Source organism: Streptomyces sp. NPDC058697, assembly GCF_042715345.1.
Classification (GTDB): domain Bacteria; phylum Actinomycetota; class Actinomycetes; order Streptomycetales; family Streptomycetaceae; genus Streptomyces; species Streptomyces liliifuscus.
Window position 1 is genome coordinate 1 of record NZ_JBHXSU010000017.1, and the last position, 15,299, is coordinate 15,299.

Consider the following 15,299-nt stretch of genomic DNA (forward strand, 5'->3'; position numbering starts at 1 on the left):
GCCCCTACCCATTCCCGTCCCTTACTCAGGGGCTCCGCCCCCGAACCCCCAAAAGACTGCGCAGTTCCCCGCGCCCCTAGGTACCTAGGGGCGCGGGGAACTGCGCGATCAGCCACAACGCACCCGCACCCTCAGCCCTACAGCCGCCCCCCGCAGTGCGGCCAAGGGCTTGCCCCCCGCCGGACGTACAGCTTCTTCGCTCGGAAGGTCTGTTCCGCGGCAGGCGCGTCCTGGGGGCGCCCGGAGCCGCCGAGGCTGCGCCAGGTCTGGGCGTCGAACTGGTAGAGCCCCCCGTACGTGCCGGAGGAGTCGACCGCCCCGGGCCGCCCACCCGACTCACAGTGCGCCAACCCCTGCCAGTCAAGCCCGTCCGCCCCCTGCACGGACGCAGGAAGCGGCCTCGTTCCCACCTTCACCACCTGCGCCTGCGGCAGCTCCACCACCTCGCCCCCCAACCGCCGAGGCCGCTGCTTCACCCCGTTGACCGTACGGAGGGCGTACGTGACGCGCCGCACCCCCGCCCGCCCCACCCGCTCGACGACCTCCGTCCCCCGGAACAACCCGGGATCCTCCGTGCGCCGCACCTCGAAGGGGATCGGCTCCTCGCGGACCTCCTGCGTGGCGGTGATCCGCATGACGGTCACGGTCTGCCCGTCCCGCGGAAAGCTCCCGGGCGGCACGGACGTGGTGTCCTCCCCGCGCAGCGTGATCCCGGCGTCCGCCACGACCTCGCGGACGGTCGCCGCGTTCGTCCGGACCGTACGCGCCCGCCCGTCGGCCATGACCGTCACGGTCCGCTCGGTACGGACGTCGAGGGCGATCCCCTCCCGCCCGATCCGCCGGGAGCGCGGAACGGACACGTACGCGCCCTCCGCACGCACCCCGAGCTCCCGCAACGCGCCGTCCACGGTGTGGGCCGTGGTCCACACCCTGCTCCGCTGCCCGTCGAGGGTGAGGCGCACGGGCCGCCCGTACCGCACGGCCACCTCGTCCCCGCTGGTCAGCGCGGCCCCGGGGCCGGGCGCCACGATGTCGTGCGCGCCGATCTCGACGCCCTCGTCGGCGAGGAGTTCGGTCACGTCGTCGGCGAAGGTGTGCAGCGTGCGCGGCTTCCCGTCGACGTTCAGCTCGATCGCCTTGTCGTCGGCGACGAACGCGGTGGTGCCGCCCGCGAGGAACGCCACGACCAGCGCCTGCGGCAGCAGCCGGCGCATGTCGGGCCGCTCGGCGCTCCGGCGCCGCCGGGCGGCCCGCCGGGCTTCGGCCCGGCCACCGGGCAGCGGCATCTCCAGCGTGGGCGGAACCTGCCGGGGCAGGGTCGGAGCCTCCGGCCCGCGCCACCCGTCGGGGGCGTACTCGGTACCGCTCCCGCCACGGCCCCTGCTCCCGCCCGCACCCCCCCTCACGTCCTCGTACGCGGGCCGGTACGTGTCCGGGTCCATGTCCGGGACCGCGTCCATGTCCGGGTGTCCGTGACCGTACGGCTCAGGGATCTCGTACGTCGGGCCATACGTCTCGTACTGCGAATTGCTCACTACGACACGCTCCAGGGATCCGATCCGGATCGGGCCAGAGGAACCTAGCGGAGCGTTCGTCACTCTCCAAAGCAGCGCGACTACGCTGTGTCGCGAGGTGTCCCCCGGTCGGACCCCCGCGAGCGGGCCGGTCGTTACGGCTCAGAAATCGAACGCGCGGGCCGTGTTCGCCGAGATCGCCGTCGCCAGCGCGTCCTCGTCCAGCCCTCGAACGGCGGCCATGGCGCGGACCGTGACCGGAATGAGATACGGCGCGTTGGGCCGTCCGCGGTACGGCGCGGGGGTGAGGAAGGGCGCGTCGGTCTCGACGAGGACCAGTTCGAGCGGGGCCACGGCGAGGGCGTCGCGCAGCGGCTGGGCGTTCTTGAAGGTCATGTTCCCGGCGAACGACATGTAGTAGCCGGCGCGGGCGCAGATCTCCGCCATGGCGGCGTCCCCGGAGTAGCAGTGGAAGACGGTCCGCTCGGGGGCGCCCTCCTCCTTGAGGACCCGCAGCACGTCGGCGTGGGCGTCGCGGTCGTGGATGACCAGCGCCTTGCCGTGCCGCTTGGCGATCTCGATGTGGGCGCGGAAGGACCTCTCCTGGGCGGCCTTGCCCTCGGGTCCCGTACGGAAGTAGTCGAGGCCGGTCTCGCCGACGCCCTTGACCTGGGGAAGGGCGGCGAGCCGGTCGATCTCGGCGAGCGCCTCGTCCAGCGCGCCGTCGCCACCGGGCTGCCGCGCGCCCTGCCGGGACCAGCCTCCCCCAGCCCCAGGGGGCTGGGAGGTGCCCCCAGGGTCGCCGTGCACGATCCGGGGGGCCTCGTTCGGGTGCAGCGCCACGGTCGCGTGGACGGCCTCGTGGTCGAGGGCGGTCCGGGCGGCCCAGCGCGAGCCCTTCAGGTCGCAGCCCACCTGGACGACCGTGGTCACACCGACCGACGCGGCCTTGGCGAGGCCCTCCTCGACCGTGCCGGACTGCATGTCGAGGTGGGTGTGCGAGTCGGCGACCGGCACCCGGAGGGGAGTCGGCGGGGGCGGGGCTTCGGCGTTGGAAGGCATGCCCCGATCCTACGAAGCCCGGTCCGGCGAAGGGGGCCCCGGGAGGTCTCGGAGGTCCGGAGGCCCCGGGAGGTCCCGGGAAGGGCGATGCCGGGCCCCACGGTCCGGGAGGCGGGGGGAGGCCGCTGGACGTGGGGCCCGGCATCGGGCGGCAGACCGGGGGATCAGCTCGCCTTGCGGTGGTGGAAGGGGTGCAGCAGATCGGAGAGGTGCCAGTGGTGACGCTCCTCGCCCGCTGACCGCTCCGCGTTTCCTTCGACCTCCGCCGTCTCCGGGGTCTCGGCGTCCGGGGCCTTCCGCTGCCGTACGGGCGTCGGCCGCCGCAGCGAGTTCTGCGCCGAGGAGACCTGCCCCGCGCGCATGATGCGGACGACATGGCCGTCGCAGTTCAGGCAGCTGGGCCGGCTCAGCGGCGACGGCACGACCCGGCCGTCGGCCACGTACATGACGAATTCGGTGCCCTCGGCGTCGAGGTGGTGCTCGATCTCGTACGACTGCTCCCAGCCGTGCCCGCAGCGCATGCAGGCGAAGGAGTACGACTCGTGGACTATGGCGGTCGCCGTGGTGCGGTGGCCAGGATCTCCAGTGATCTGCCCGGTCTGACCTGCGATCTCACTCATGCCAGCTCCTCTTGTCCGCTGGACGAGGACGGGTGCGTCCTTCAACCAGTGGACGCCTCCGCAGGCCGATGCGCACCAGACCTGTCGAGTGTTGGAGCCGTCTTGGCCTTTCCTTGTCGGAGCGCCCTCAGAACACGGTCTGAGCTTTGCTTTTCGCGATCGTCCTTTGCCCGCCCATGGGGTCGGACGCGGCGACCCGCTCAAGGGTTCGGACCGCGGAACCCCGCTCGTGGGCTCGGGGGCTCAGGGGTTCGGATGCGCCGCGTTCTTCGAGGCGACGACCGCGTCGAAGACCTCGCGCTTGGGCAGGCCCGCGTCGGCGGCGACGGCGGCGATCGCCTCCTTGCGCCGCTCACCCGCCTCCTCGCGCACCCGCACCCTGCGCACCAGTTCCTCGGGGTCGAGCGACTCGGTGATCTCCGGGGCGCCCTCCACGACGACGGTGATCTCGCCGCGCACCCCTTCGGCGGCCCAGGCGGCGAGTTCGCCCAGCGGCCCGCGCTTGACCTCCTCGTACGTCTTGGTCAGTTCGCGGCAGACGGCCGCCCGCCGGTCTGCGCCGAACACCTCGGCCATCGCGGCGAGTGTGTCGTCGAGGCGGTGCGGCGCCTCGAAGTAGACGAGCGTGCGCCGCTCGACCTCGTTCTCCCGCAGCCGCGACAACCGCTCGCCGGCCTTCCTCGGCAGGAATCCCTCGAAGCAGAAGCGGTCGACGGGCAGCCCGGACAGCGCGAGCGCGGTGAGTACCGCGGAGGGTCCCGGAACGGCCGTGACCTTGATGTCCTTCTCCACCGCGGCGGCCACGAGCCGGTATCCCGGGTCGGACACGGACGGCATCCCGGCGTCCGTGACGAGCAGCACGCGCGCCCCGCCCACCAGCGCCTCGACCAGCTCGGGCGTACGCGCGGTCTCGTTCCCCTCGAAGTACGAGACGACCCGCCCGGACGGCTGTACGTCCAGGGCCTGCGTCAGCCGCCGCAGCCGCCGGGTGTCCTCGGCTGCGATGACGTCGGCCCCCGCCAACTCGGCCGTCAGCCGGGGCGGTGCGTCCGCGATGTCCCCGATGGGCGTGCCTGCGAGTACAAGGGTTCCTGTCACGGTTCCATCCTCGCAGGGGCGGCCCGCGGGACTCACACAGACCTGTTCCCTACGATGGCGCGGTGACCAGTACCGCGTCCTCCACGGACACCCGGCAGGGACAGGGCGTCGAAGACCAGCGACCGTCGTGGCAACAACGGCTGCGCCGGTTCGGCTACACGGCCCCGCCCAGAAGCGATGTCCGCGAACGCCTGGTGCCCGCGTACACCGAGCCCAGCCCCCGGCTGTGGGCTGCGATCGGACTCCGCAGGGAGGCCGCGGAACGCCTCGTCCGCTGGTCGGCGTGGGGCGGCCCGCTGCTCGTCACGCTGATCGCGGGCGTGATGCGGTTCTGGAACCTGGGCAGCCCGAAGGCGGTGATATTCGACGAGACGTACTACGCCAAGGACGCCTGGGCACTCATCCACCGCGGGTACGAGGTCAACTGGGCGAAGAACGCCAACGAGCTGATCCTGCAGAACGGCGGCAACGTCAAGATCCCGACGGAGGCCGCCTATGTGGTCCATCCGCCCGTCGGAAAGTACGTCATCGGGCTCGGCGAGTGGATGTTCGGGTTCACGCCGTTCGGCTGGCGGTTCATGACGGCGGTGCTCGGCACGCTGTCCGTGCTGATGCTGTGCCGGATCGGCCGCCGTATCTTCCGCTCGACGTTCCTGGGCTGTCTGGCGGGCGCGCTGATGGCCGTCGACGGCCTGCACTTCGTGATGAGCCGCACCGCGCTGCTCGACCAGGTGCTGATGTTCTTCGTCCTCGCGGCCTTCGGCTGCCTGCTCATCGACCGCGACAAGGTCCGCGAACGCCTCGCCGCCGCGCTCCCACCGGACGCCGACGGCCTCGTACGCCCGGACCCGCGCGTCGCGGAGGACACGCTCCTCGGCCGCCGCCCCTGGCGCCTGGCGGCGGGACTTCTGCTCGGCCTCGCCATCGGCACGAAGTGGAACGGCCTGTACTTCCTCGTCGCGTTCGGTCTGCTGACGGTCCTGTGGGACGTCGGCTCCCGCCGGGTCGCGGGCGCCCGCCGCCCCCACCTCGCGGTCCTCAAGCACGACGTGGGCTGGGCGTTCCTCTCCACGGTCCCGGTCGCGATCGCCACGTACATCGTGTCGTGGACGGGTTGGTTCCTGTCCGCGACCAACGGCAAGGGCGGCTACTACCGGGACTGGGCCACGGCCGACGGCCGCACCAGCGACTGGTCCTGGCTGTTCCCCGACTGGTGGCGCAGCCTGTGGCACTACGAGACCCAGGTGTACGACTTCCACGTCGGCCTGCACTCCCCGCACACGTACCAGTCGAACCCGTGGAGCTGGATCGTCACCGGCCGCCCGGTCTCGTACTTCTACGAGTCCCCGCTGCCCGGCAAGGACGGCTGCCCGACGGACGCGGGCGAGAAGTGCGCCCGAGAGGTCCTCGCCCTCGGCACGCCCATGCTCTGGTGGGCGGCGGCCTTCGCGGTCCTCTACGTCCTGTGGCGCTGGCTCTTCCGCCGCGACTGGCGCGCGGGCGCGATCGCCTGCGGCGTCGTCGCCGGCTACCTCCCCTGGTTCCTGTACCAGGAACGCACCATCTTCTTCTTCTACGCCGTCGTCTTCCTCCCCTTCCTCTGCCTGGCGGTCGCCATGATGATCGGCGCCATCCTCGGCCCTCCCGGTTCGACGGAGCGCCGCCGCGTCGTCGGCGCGGCCACAGCGGGAGTCCTGGTCCTGCTGATCGCCTGGAACTTCATCTATTTCTGGCCGATCTACACCGGCGAAGCCATCCCGATCGACAGTTGGCGGTCACGGATGTGGCTGGATACGTGGGTCTAGTGCCGTGACCGCGAAGGTTCGCCGGGTTCGGGTCTTCCGCCGGGGCTGACGATCTCGGAGTATCGAGAGAATGGGGAACCGAGGGGATCCGACCGAGGCCTTCCGGGCGGAGGTGGGCGTCGAGTTCGCTTTCCTGGTGGAGGACGTCGGCTTTTCGGGTCCGGAGCCCACTGACAATGGGCTTCTCTTCCATGGCGCCGGCCTGGACGTGAGGGTCTGGTTCCTGGACGGGCACGAGCCCGTGGTGACGACGCTGGTCACCCCGGTCGCATCGGACGGCGTGAGGGCCAGGGGAGTATGGCTCGATGAGTTGTACGTCGCGAGCGGATGCGGTCCCGCTCAGGACGTTCCCCGCTCGGCCCCGACGCGGCGGGCCACGCTCAAGCGGGTCCATCAGCATGCGGCTGCGCTGCGTCGGCTCATGCCGCAGTTGCTCAGCGCTGAGGGTTCACAGCTCATTGCCCGCTGTCGCCAGGGCTGAGCCGCGGCGGCCAGGTCATCGAGCGTCCGTGGCTGCGGGCCGTCCTCCCGTACACCTGGGTCGACCGGGTGGAGCCGACATGACAGTGCTCCTGCCCTGTGGTGGCGGGGCAGGAGCACTGTGTCGAGCGTGGAGTGCCGGCGGCGAGCGGATGTGGAGGCGTCGGTGAGCGGTTGCTCCGGGCCGGACGTCTGCGTCGGGCCGGGGCCCGGGGTCTGTGGCTAGCTCAGGCCGAACGCCTCCATCACACCCCCGATCGCCTCGATCACCGGTGCCCCCGTCGCCCCCAGCAGCGCCGCGATTCCGCCGATGGTGCCGAGGGCCTGGCGGAAGCGTTGGCGGTCCACGGGGCCGTCGGTGTCGAGGATGCCCAGGGTGTTGTCGATCAGCGTGCGGTCCGGCTCGGAGACGTGTGCCCGGATGGCCAGTACCGCGTTGATCATCTGTTCGTGGGCCGCTCGCTGGTCCACCGGGCCCTGGCTCTTGACCATTCCGATGTTGAAGTTGCCGAACTGCATGACGCTGTCGCCGGTCACCTGGTCACCTGTCCCGTGTTGTGGTCGCCGAACTGGTAGATGCTGTCGCCGTTGATGTTGTAGGTCGGCATTTCGTAGTGGAACTGGATTTCCGGGTTATCCATCGCTTCCATGAGCTGGTGGAAAATCTTGTCCATCAGTCCCTTGTCGTCACTTGTCAGTGCCGTCTGCGGGGACCCCGACGTCGTGATCTGCAGTACGTACAGGGTCGGGGCGTTCAGTACCTTCTGAAGCCGTTGATAGGCGCGGGCGATCAGCCCGGCACCGACGATCAGCAGCAGGAACCCGATGAACGCGGATGCCGACATCAGTGCGAGCCCCGCGAACACCAGGAGCAGCTGGAGCACCAGCTTTTTCACGAACTCGGCCTTGGCCTTGGCGTAGTCGGGCTCGATTTCCCGCATCGACGTTCTGGCGATGTTGCGCAACGGATAGGTGTCCGAAGCAACCCACAGGGCGCCCTTGCTCACTTGGACTTCTGTAATCCCGCGCGAATACCCCACTCGTCCCCCTCGTTTTCGGTGCGAAGCACGACACTCAAACACACGGAGGGAATCGGTGAACCGCAAAAAGAATGGTGATCCGATATTGAGGGCGTGGCGACGAAGTCGGTCGCTTCCTGACTGGTTTCCCATTGGCGTCGACCGTTCCGAGGTCGCACACGCGCACGCAAAGCCACAGGCACGCGCAGGCACACCCGCAGGCACCGACACAGGCACCAGCGGTCACATATGTGAACCGCGTCGCAGCCCTCGTCTCTGTTCGGAAAACTTCTGAGGACTGCCGCCCCAGCCGCCACTCCGCCCGCATACAGTGCCAGCATGGACACCTTTCTGAACGTGTTCAGAAAGGTTCACGGGGACGGGGAGGGGAACGCGCGATGCGCAACGGGGCCAAGGCCGCCATTGTGGGCGGGGTGTTCGCTGTGATGGTGGGGGGCGCCGGGTACGGCGCGTACAACATAGTCAGCGCTGTCAGCGGCGACAGCGGCTCGGCCGGGACCACGGCGGAGAAGAAGACCGGGCCGCCGTCGGGGGACGAGGTCGAGGAGACCAGCAAGAAGTTCTTCGCGGCCTGGGCGAAGGGTGAGGCGGCCGCGGCCGCGGCGGAGACGAACAACGCGCAGGCCGCCGGGCCCCTGCTCGTCGCCTACGGCGGCCAGGCGCACATCACCAAGGTGAAGATCACGCCCGGTACGCCGGCGGGCACGACCGTTCCCTACTCGGTGTCGGCGACAGTGTCGTACGAGGGGAAGAGCAAGCCCCTCGCGTACAAGAGCGAACTGACCGTCGTACGCGGGAAGACCACGGGCAAGGCGCTGGTCGACTGGCAGCCGTCCGTCGTGCACCCGGATCTGAAGACCGGCGACACCCTGGTCACGGGCGAGGCCGCGAGCCCGCCCATCGAGGCTGTGGACCGGGACGGCGTCGTCCTGACCAAGGAGAAGTACCCGTCCCTCGGGCCGGTCCTGGACTCGCTGCGCGACAAGTACGGCGACAAGGCGGGCGGCACGCCCGGTGTCGAGCTCGCGATCCGGCACGAGAGCGAGGAGGCGGGAGACACCTCGCTGGTGACCCTCGCCAAGGGCGAGGCCGGCAAGCTGCGCACGACGCTCAGCGCGAACGTGCAGGCGGCGGCGGAGAAGGCGGTCACGCGGTTCGCGGAGTCGTCGGTGGTCGCCGTGAAGCCCAGCACCGGGGAGGTGCTGGCGATCGCGAACCACCGCGAGGACGGGTTCAACGCGGCGTTCGAGGGCAGGGTCGCACCCGGCTCGACGATGAAGATCGTCACCGCGGCGATGCTCATCGACAACGGCGTGACCTCGATGAACAGCCCGGCACCCTGTCCGCCCGACGCGGTCTGGATGAGTCAGAAGTTCCACAACCTCAAGGGCATGCAGCCCAACGAGGGCGCCTCGCTCGCCAACAGTTTCATGCGCTCGTGCAACACGGCCTTCGTGAAGCTCGTCGACGGCACCGACGAGAAGCCCCTCACGGACGAGTCGCTCACGACGGAGGCCCAGGAGCGGTTCGGCCTGGGCAAGGACAACTGGAAGACCGGGATCGTCTCCTTCGACGGCAGCGTCCCCGCCTCCGGCGGCCCGAACCGCGCGGCCAACGCGATCGGCCAGGGCGAGGTCCAGATGAACCCGCTGAACATGGCGTCGGTCACCGCGACCGCGATCACGGGCACGTTCCGGCAGCCCTTCGTCGTGTCGCCGAAGCTCGACAACCGCCAACTGGCCACCGCGCGCGGCCTGTCGAGCGGCACCGCCGCCCAGCTGAAGCAGATGATGCGGCTCACCGCGACCGGCGGCACCGCCCAGGAGGCCATGCGCGGGCTCGGCGGGGACATCGGCGCCAAGACCGGCTCCTCCGAGGTCGACGGGCAGAAGACCTCCGACAGCTGGTTCACCGGCTTCCGCAACGATGTCGCGGCCGCCGCCATGACGGAGGAGGGCGGCCACGGCGGCGACGCGGCAGGACCGATCGTGGCCCAGGTCCTGCGGGCGGGGGGCTGAGCACGAGGGGGCACCGCTTCACAGGTGTTCGAACTCACCCTCACAGGGCGGGACTCTAGGGTGGTGACTCTCGTTCTTGTAGGGGACCGTGAGGTAACCGGGGAAGCAGCGGAGGAACGGAAGCCGTGGGGAACAGAAGGCGCGCGCCTGAGCGTGGCAGGACGAAACCCGCCGTCATCGGCGGGATGATCGCCGTTGTCGTGGGCGGCGCGGGGTTCGGTGTCTACGCCCTGTACGGGGGCGGGGCCGCGGCCGACGACTCGAACTCGGCCTCCGACGCGAAGCCCGTGAAGAAGGGCCCACTGTCGGCGACCGAGGTGAAGTCGACGGCCACGGCGTTCCTCACGGCCTGGCAGAGCGGCGATGTCACGACCGCCGCGGCCGCCACGAACGACACGGCGGCGGCCCGCACGCTCCTCACCGGCTACGGCAAGGAGGCGTACATCAAGAATGTGACGCTCACCGCCAAGAAGCGCTCCGGTGACGCCGTCCCGTTCTCGGTCAAGGGCACGGTCGCGTACAAGGGCGGCCTGACCAAGCCCCTCGCGTACGAGTCCGAGCTCACCGTCGTCCGTCGCGCCAAGGACGGCAAGCCGCTGGTCGACTGGCACTCGGCGGTCGTGCACCCGGACCTCAAGGACGGCGACAAGCTGGTCACCGGGGAGGCCGGGACGCCGCCGGTGAAGGCGCTCGACCGGGACGGCGGCGAGCTGACCACCGCCAAGTACCCCTCGCTCGGCACGGTCCTCGACGGCCTGCGGGAGAAGTTCGGCAAGACGGCGGGCGGCAAGGCGGGCATCGAGCTGCGGGTGATCCGCGCCGAGGCCGGGTCGAAGGACGCCGAGGGCTCCGCCAAGACCGCTTCCGACGAGACCCCCGACAAGACGCTGTTCGAGCTGAGCAAGGGCACCCCGGGCACGGTCCGTACGACGCTCAGCCCGGGCCTCCAGGCGACCGCCGAGCAGCAGGTGGCCAAGAAGGCGAAGTCCTCGGCCGTCGTCATCCGGCCGTCCACCGGCGAGATCCTGGCGGTCGCGAACGCCGGACACGGCTTCAACACCGCCTTCCAGGGCTCCCTGGCCCCCGGCTCGACGATGAAGATCATCACGGCGTCGCTGCTCATCGACAAGGGGCTCGCGTCGACGAACAAGGAACACCCCTGCCCCAAGTTCTCGACGTACGGCGGCTGGAAGTTCCAGAACGACGACAAGTTCGAGATCAAGGACGGCACGTTCAAGGCGAGCTTCGCGCGCTCCTGCAACACGGCCTTCATCAGTCAGGCCAAGGAGCTGAGCGACGACGACCTGACCAAGCAGGCCCAGCAGGTGTTCGGGCTCGGCATGGACAACTGGGCCATCGGCGTGCCGAGCTTCGACGGCTCGGTGCCGGTCCAGTCGCAGGCCCAGATGGCGGCCTCGCTGATCGGCCAGGGCGGGGTCCGGATGAACCCGCTGAACATGGCGTCGGTCGTCGCCACCGCCAAGACCGGCACCTTCCACCAGCCCTATCTGGTGGCCCCGACGGTCGACAAGCGCACGCTCGCGAAGGCGTCCCGCTCCCTGTCGGCCGACACGCAGGCCCAGCTCAAGGAGCTCCTCCAGTACACGGCGGCGGCCGGCACTGCTGCCGAGGCCATGGCCGGTCTCGGCCCCGACTTCGGCGCCAAGACCGGCTCCGCGGAGGTCGACGGCCAGAAGAAGCCCAACGGCTGGTTCACCGCCTGGAAGGGCGACCTCGCGTCCGCGGGCGTAGTCCAGCAGGGCGGCCACGGCGGCGAAGCGGCGGGCCCGATCGTAGCGGCCCTACTGAAGGCAGGCAGCGCCTCATAGGGAACCCGGGGAACGGCGCAGCCTTTAGGGGCGCGGGGAACGGCGCAGCCTTTAGGGGCGCGGGGAACTGCGCGACCAGCCACAACGAACCCGCACCCGAACCCGCACCCCCAACGGCCCCCCTGTCAGCTGCTGACGGGGGTGGCCGTATACGTACGCCGCAGGAAGCGGATCAGCGTCCTCGTGTCGAACTGCACGACATCCACTCCCTTCGGCGAGTGGAACTCCATGACGGCCTGAACCCGCCCGCACGGCCAGATGCGTACGTCACCGGCGGCGGCCGGAGCCCGTAGCCCCTGTTCCAGCAGGTCGCGGGCGAAAACCCACTCGTGATGGCCGGGCAGCATGATGTGCACCCGTCGGGGGTCGGCCTCCGGGTCGTATCGAAGGGCCACCGGAACGGCCGGCGGATCCTGCGCCGCGTCCGTCACGATGTGGGCGCGCGCGTACTGCTCGACGGCGGACATCGATCGCTCCCTCTGTGAGCTGCTCCGTGTTTGAGCTGCTTCCTCTCCAATGTCGCATATTTTCCGAAATGCGCTCCCGGATTATTCGAGGTCACCTCGCTCTTGCAAGCTGTTCGCATTAAGCCACTATCATCGAACGGTTATAGCCAGCCGGCCTGCCCCCGGAAGCGGAGCCCTCATGCACGTCCCCGACGGTTTCATCAACGCCCCCGTGTCCGTGGCCACCGGAGTGGTCGCCGCGGCGACTGTCGCAGTGAGCCTGCGCGGCGCCCGGCGCGAACTGGACGAGCGCACCGCACCGCTCGCGGGTCTCGTCGCCGCCTTCATCTTCGCCGTGCAGATGCTCAACTTCCCGGTCGCGGCCGGGACCAGCGGACATCTGCTCGGAGGCGCGCTGGCCGCGATACTCGTGGGCCCCTTCACCGGGGTCCTCTGTGTCTCGGTCGTGCTCCTCATGCAGGGCATCCTCTTCGCCGACGGCGGGCTCACCGCGCTCGGTGTGAACATCACCGTGATGGCGGTGGTCACGACGGTCGTGGCGTACACCGTCTTCCGCGGCCTTGTAAAACTCCTTCCCAAGAAGCGCCGGTCCATTACCGTCTCGACGTTCGTCGCCGCCGTGATCTCCGTGCCGGCCGCCGCCGCGGCCTTCACTCTGGTCTACGCGATCGGCGGCACCACGGACGTCCCGATCGGGCAGGTCCTCACCGCGATGGTCGGCGTCCACGTCCTGATCGGCATCGGTGAGGCCGCGATCACCGCGCTCACGGTCGGCGCCGTCATCGCCGTACGACCGGACCTCGTGTACGGGGCCCGCGGGCTGACCGCGCCGCTGAAGCTGCGGGTCGGCGGCGAGCTGGTGGACACACCCGCCGCCGAGCCCGTCCCGGTCGCCGCGCGGTCGCACCGCCCGGTGTGGCTGGCGGGCCTCGCCGCCTCCCTCGTCCTCGCGGGCTTCGTCAGCTTCTACGCCTCCGCGAACCCCGACGGCCTGGAGAAGGTCGCCGCCGACAAGGGCATCGACGCCAAGGTCGAGGACCACGCCGCCGCCGACTCCCCGCTCGCCGACTACGGCGTCGAGGGCCTCACGAACTCCCGGATCTCCGGCGGCCTCGCGGGCGTGATCGGCGTGGGCGTCACGGTCGCCGCCGGCACGGGTGTCTTCTGGGCCGTACGCAAGCGTCGTACGTCCGAGACCTCGCCCTCGCAGATCGGGGAATCCGTCTGACATGGGCGCGGGACACGCGCACCGGCTCTACCGGCACGGGCACTCGCCCGTGCACGCCCTGCCGCCGCACACCAAGCTCGCCGCCGTCTTCGCCTTCGTGCTGGTCGTCGTCTCGACCCCGCGCGAGGCGATGTGGGCCTTCGGGCTGTACGCGCTGCTGCTGGCGGGTGTGGCGTACGCGGCCCGTGTCCCGGCCGGTTTCCTGCTGAAGCGGCTGCTGATCGAGGTGCCGTTCGTGGCCTTCGCGGTGCTGATGCCGTTCGTGGCGCAGGGCGAGCGGGTCGACGTACTCGGCCTGTCGTTGAGCGTGAACGGGCTGTGGGGCGCCTGGAACGTGCTGGCCAAGGGCACGCTCGGCGTCGCCGCGTCCGTCCTGCTCGCCTCGACGACCGAACTGCGTGAACTGCTGCTGGGGCTCCAGCGGTTGAAGCTGCCGCCACTCCTCGTACAGATCGCGTCCTTCATGATCCGCTACGGGGACGTCATCGCGGACGAGATGCGGCGGATGAAGATCGCGCGGGAGTCGCGCGGTTTCGAGGCCCGCGGTGTCCGGTCCTGGGGCGTCCTCGCCAAGTCCGCGGGCGCGCTCTTCATCCGCTCGTACGAACGCGGGGAGCGGGTGCATCTCGCCATGATCAGCCGGGGGTACGCCGGTTCGATGCCGGTCATCGATGAGGTGACCGCGTCCCGGGCGCAGTGGTCGTACGCGCTCGCCCTGCCGTCCGCCGCCCTCGTCGTGTGTCTGTTGGGATGGACCCTGTGACCGCACCTTCGATCCCGTCCGCCGTCCCGTCCCTGGAGGTCTCCGGGCTCGCCTTCGCGTACCCCGACGGCCATCAGGCCCTGTTCGGCGTCGACTTCACCGTCGGCCGCGGCGAGCGCGTGGCGCTGCTCGGGCCGAACGGCGCCGGCAAGACGACCCTCGTACTGCATCTCAACGGCATCCTGACCGGCGGCGCCGGGAGCGTGACGGTGGCCGGGCTGCCCGTCGGCCGCAAACACATGGCGGAGATCCGGCGGAAGGTCGGCATCGTCTTCCAGGACCCGGACGACCAGCTGTTCATGCCGAGCGTGCGCGAGGACGTGGCGTTCGGGCCCGCGGCTGCCGGGCTGAAGGGTCCCGAGCTGGAGGCGCGGGTGCGCACCGCCCTTGAGCGGGTCGGGATGGAGGCCTTCGCCGACCGTCCGCCGCACCACCTCTCCTTCGGGCAGCGGCGCCGGGTGGCGGTCGCGACCGTGCTGGCGATGGAGCCGGAGATCCTGGTCCTCGACGAGCCGTCGTCCAACCTCGACCCCGCCTCGCGGCGCGAACTGGCCGACATCCTGCGGTCGTTGGACGTGACCGTGCTCATGGTCACGCACGATCTGCCGTACGCCCTCGAACTGTGCCCGCGTGCCCTGATCCTCAGCGACGGCGTGATCGCGGCGGACGGCAGGACCGGCGAGCTGCTGTCGGACGACGAGCTGATGCGGGAGCACCGGCTGGAGTTGCCGTTCGGCTTCGACCCGCGCTCCGTGACCATGGGCGCGTGACAATGGGCGCGTGACGAACGAAGAGGTTCCGACGACGGGTTCGCCCGACGGGGGTCCGGCGGCGGATTCGCCCGACGAGTGCGCGCCGGCCGGTTCGCTGCTGCTCGACGACCAGTTGTGCTTCGCGCTGTACGCGGCCCAGCGTGCCGTGACCGGCGCGTACCGTCCGCTCCTCGAAGCGCTCGGGCTCACCTATCCGCAGTACCTGGTCATGCTCGTCCTCTGGGAGCGCGGCGAGCTCACCGTCAAGGAGCTGGCCGGGACCCTGCGGCTCGACTACGGGACCATGTCGCCGCTGCTCAAACGCCTGGAGTCGGCCGGTCTCGTCCGCCGGGAGCGCTCCGCGCTGGACGAGCGGTCGGTGCTGGTCACGGTCACCGGGCGGGGCGAGGAGCTGCGGGAGCGCGCGGAGTGCGTGCCGTCCGCGCTGCTGGCCGGGACGCGGCTGACGACGGACGAGATGCAGCGGCTGCGCGAGGATCTCCGGCGGCTGACCTCGATGTTACCGACGGTTTCTACCCCCAAGTAATAAGTGGCCGGAATCGCTGGATACATTGTGTGCGATGTGCTTGTGCACTCTGTTTCTGCGCTCTGATTCCGCGTTC

The 15,299-nt window shown here is 70.2% G+C and carries 15 protein-coding genes; 8 read left to right on the forward strand and 7 right to left on the reverse strand.

All coding sequences use genetic code 11. The annotated features are described in order from the left end of the window. Positions 1-137 precede the first annotated feature (137 nt). From ACFWXQ_RS31975 to rsmI, 4 genes are all read right to left on the reverse strand, one after another. Positions 138-1,535, reverse strand: coding sequence for a ubiquitin-like domain-containing protein (locus tag ACFWXQ_RS31975; protein ID WP_383954926.1), 1,398 nt, complete (start codon positions 1,533-1,535; stop codon positions 138-140). A gap of 141 nt (positions 1,536-1,676) precedes the next feature. Further along, positions 1,677-2,576 carry a TatD family hydrolase gene (locus ACFWXQ_RS31980; RefSeq protein ID WP_383954924.1) on the reverse strand — a complete coding sequence of 300 codons (900 nt, stop codon included), beginning with the start codon at positions 2,574-2,576 and terminating at the stop codon, positions 1,677-1,679. Positions 2,577-2,740: 164 nt separating this feature from the next. Then, positions 2,741-3,196, reverse strand: coding sequence for a hypothetical protein (locus tag ACFWXQ_RS31985; RefSeq protein WP_383954922.1), 456 nt, complete (start codon positions 3,194-3,196; stop codon positions 2,741-2,743). A gap of 243 nt (positions 3,197-3,439) precedes the next feature. Next, the gene (gene rsmI / locus ACFWXQ_RS31990) at positions 3,440-4,294 is read right to left on the reverse strand and encodes a 16S rRNA (cytidine(1402)-2'-O)-methyltransferase (RefSeq protein ID WP_383954920.1); all 855 of its coding nucleotides are present in this window, start codon (positions 4,292-4,294) and stop codon (positions 3,440-3,442) included. A gap of 62 nt (positions 4,295-4,356) precedes the next feature. On the opposite strand from rsmI, the gene ACFWXQ_RS31995 reads away from it, so the two are divergent. Further along, a complete protein-coding gene (locus ACFWXQ_RS31995) occupies positions 4,357-6,099 on the forward strand; it encodes a dolichyl-phosphate-mannose--protein mannosyltransferase (RefSeq protein WP_383954918.1) in 1,743 nt (580 codons plus the stop codon). 70 nt (positions 6,100-6,169) lie between these two features. After that, positions 6,170-6,580 carry a hypothetical protein gene (locus ACFWXQ_RS32000; protein ID WP_383954916.1) on the forward strand — a complete coding sequence of 137 codons (411 nt, stop codon included), beginning with the start codon at positions 6,170-6,172 and terminating at the stop codon, positions 6,578-6,580. Positions 6,581-6,801: 221 nt separating this feature from the next. Here ACFWXQ_RS32000 and ACFWXQ_RS32005 read toward each other — a convergent pair whose 3' ends face one another. Next, positions 6,802-7,116 carry a hypothetical protein gene (locus ACFWXQ_RS32005; RefSeq protein ID WP_383954915.1) on the reverse strand — a complete coding sequence of 105 codons (315 nt, stop codon included), beginning with the start codon at positions 7,114-7,116 and terminating at the stop codon, positions 6,802-6,804. Beyond that, positions 7,113-7,586: a DUF6232 family protein gene (locus ACFWXQ_RS32010; RefSeq protein ID WP_383954913.1), complete on the reverse strand. Its 474-nt coding sequence runs from the start codon at positions 7,584-7,586 to the stop codon at positions 7,113-7,115. The genes ACFWXQ_RS32005 and ACFWXQ_RS32010 overlap by 4 nt, the downstream gene beginning before the upstream one ends. Before the next feature lie 410 nt (positions 7,587-7,996). Between ACFWXQ_RS32010 and ACFWXQ_RS32015 the strand changes: the two genes are divergently transcribed. Further along, positions 7,997-9,637 (forward strand): penicillin-binding transpeptidase domain-containing protein, encoded by a 1,641-nt coding sequence (locus tag ACFWXQ_RS32015; protein ID WP_386269711.1) that lies wholly within the window; start codon positions 7,997-7,999, stop codon positions 9,635-9,637. 125 nt (positions 9,638-9,762) lie between these two features. Continuing rightward, complete coding sequence (locus ACFWXQ_RS32020; RefSeq protein WP_383955080.1) at positions 9,763-11,466, forward strand: penicillin-binding transpeptidase domain-containing protein; 1,704 nt, start codon at positions 9,763-9,765, stop codon at positions 11,464-11,466. A 125-nt stretch (positions 11,467-11,591) separates the two neighbouring features. Here ACFWXQ_RS32020 and ACFWXQ_RS32025 read toward each other — a convergent pair whose 3' ends face one another. Further along, the gene (locus tag ACFWXQ_RS32025) at positions 11,592-11,933 is read right to left on the reverse strand and encodes an SsgA family sporulation/cell division regulator (RefSeq protein WP_143638925.1); all 342 of its coding nucleotides are present in this window, start codon (positions 11,931-11,933) and stop codon (positions 11,592-11,594) included. A 178-nt stretch (positions 11,934-12,111) separates the two neighbouring features. Between ACFWXQ_RS32025 and ACFWXQ_RS32030 the strand changes: the two genes are divergently transcribed. The 4 genes from ACFWXQ_RS32030 (at position 12,112) to ACFWXQ_RS32045 (ending at position 15,223) form a co-directional block, all read left to right on the forward strand. After that, the gene (locus ACFWXQ_RS32030) at positions 12,112-13,161 is read left to right on the forward strand and encodes an energy-coupling factor ABC transporter permease (RefSeq protein ID WP_383955078.1); all 1,050 of its coding nucleotides are present in this window, start codon (positions 12,112-12,114) and stop codon (positions 13,159-13,161) included. A gap of 1 nt (position 13,162) precedes the next feature. Continuing rightward, entirely contained in the window at positions 13,163-13,924 is a 762-nt protein-coding gene (gene cbiQ / locus ACFWXQ_RS32035; protein ID WP_383955076.1) for a cobalt ECF transporter T component CbiQ, read from the forward strand. Then, positions 13,912-14,694, forward strand: coding sequence for an energy-coupling factor ABC transporter ATP-binding protein (locus ACFWXQ_RS32040; protein WP_383955074.1), 783 nt, complete (start codon positions 13,912-13,914; stop codon positions 14,692-14,694). Before cbiQ ends, ACFWXQ_RS32040 begins: the two co-directional genes overlap by 13 nt. Before the next feature lie 97 nt (positions 14,695-14,791). After that, positions 14,792-15,223 carry a MarR family winged helix-turn-helix transcriptional regulator gene (locus ACFWXQ_RS32045; RefSeq protein ID WP_383955086.1) on the forward strand — a complete coding sequence of 144 codons (432 nt, stop codon included), beginning with the start codon at positions 14,792-14,794 and terminating at the stop codon, positions 15,221-15,223. Positions 15,224-15,299: the final 76 nt, after the last annotated feature.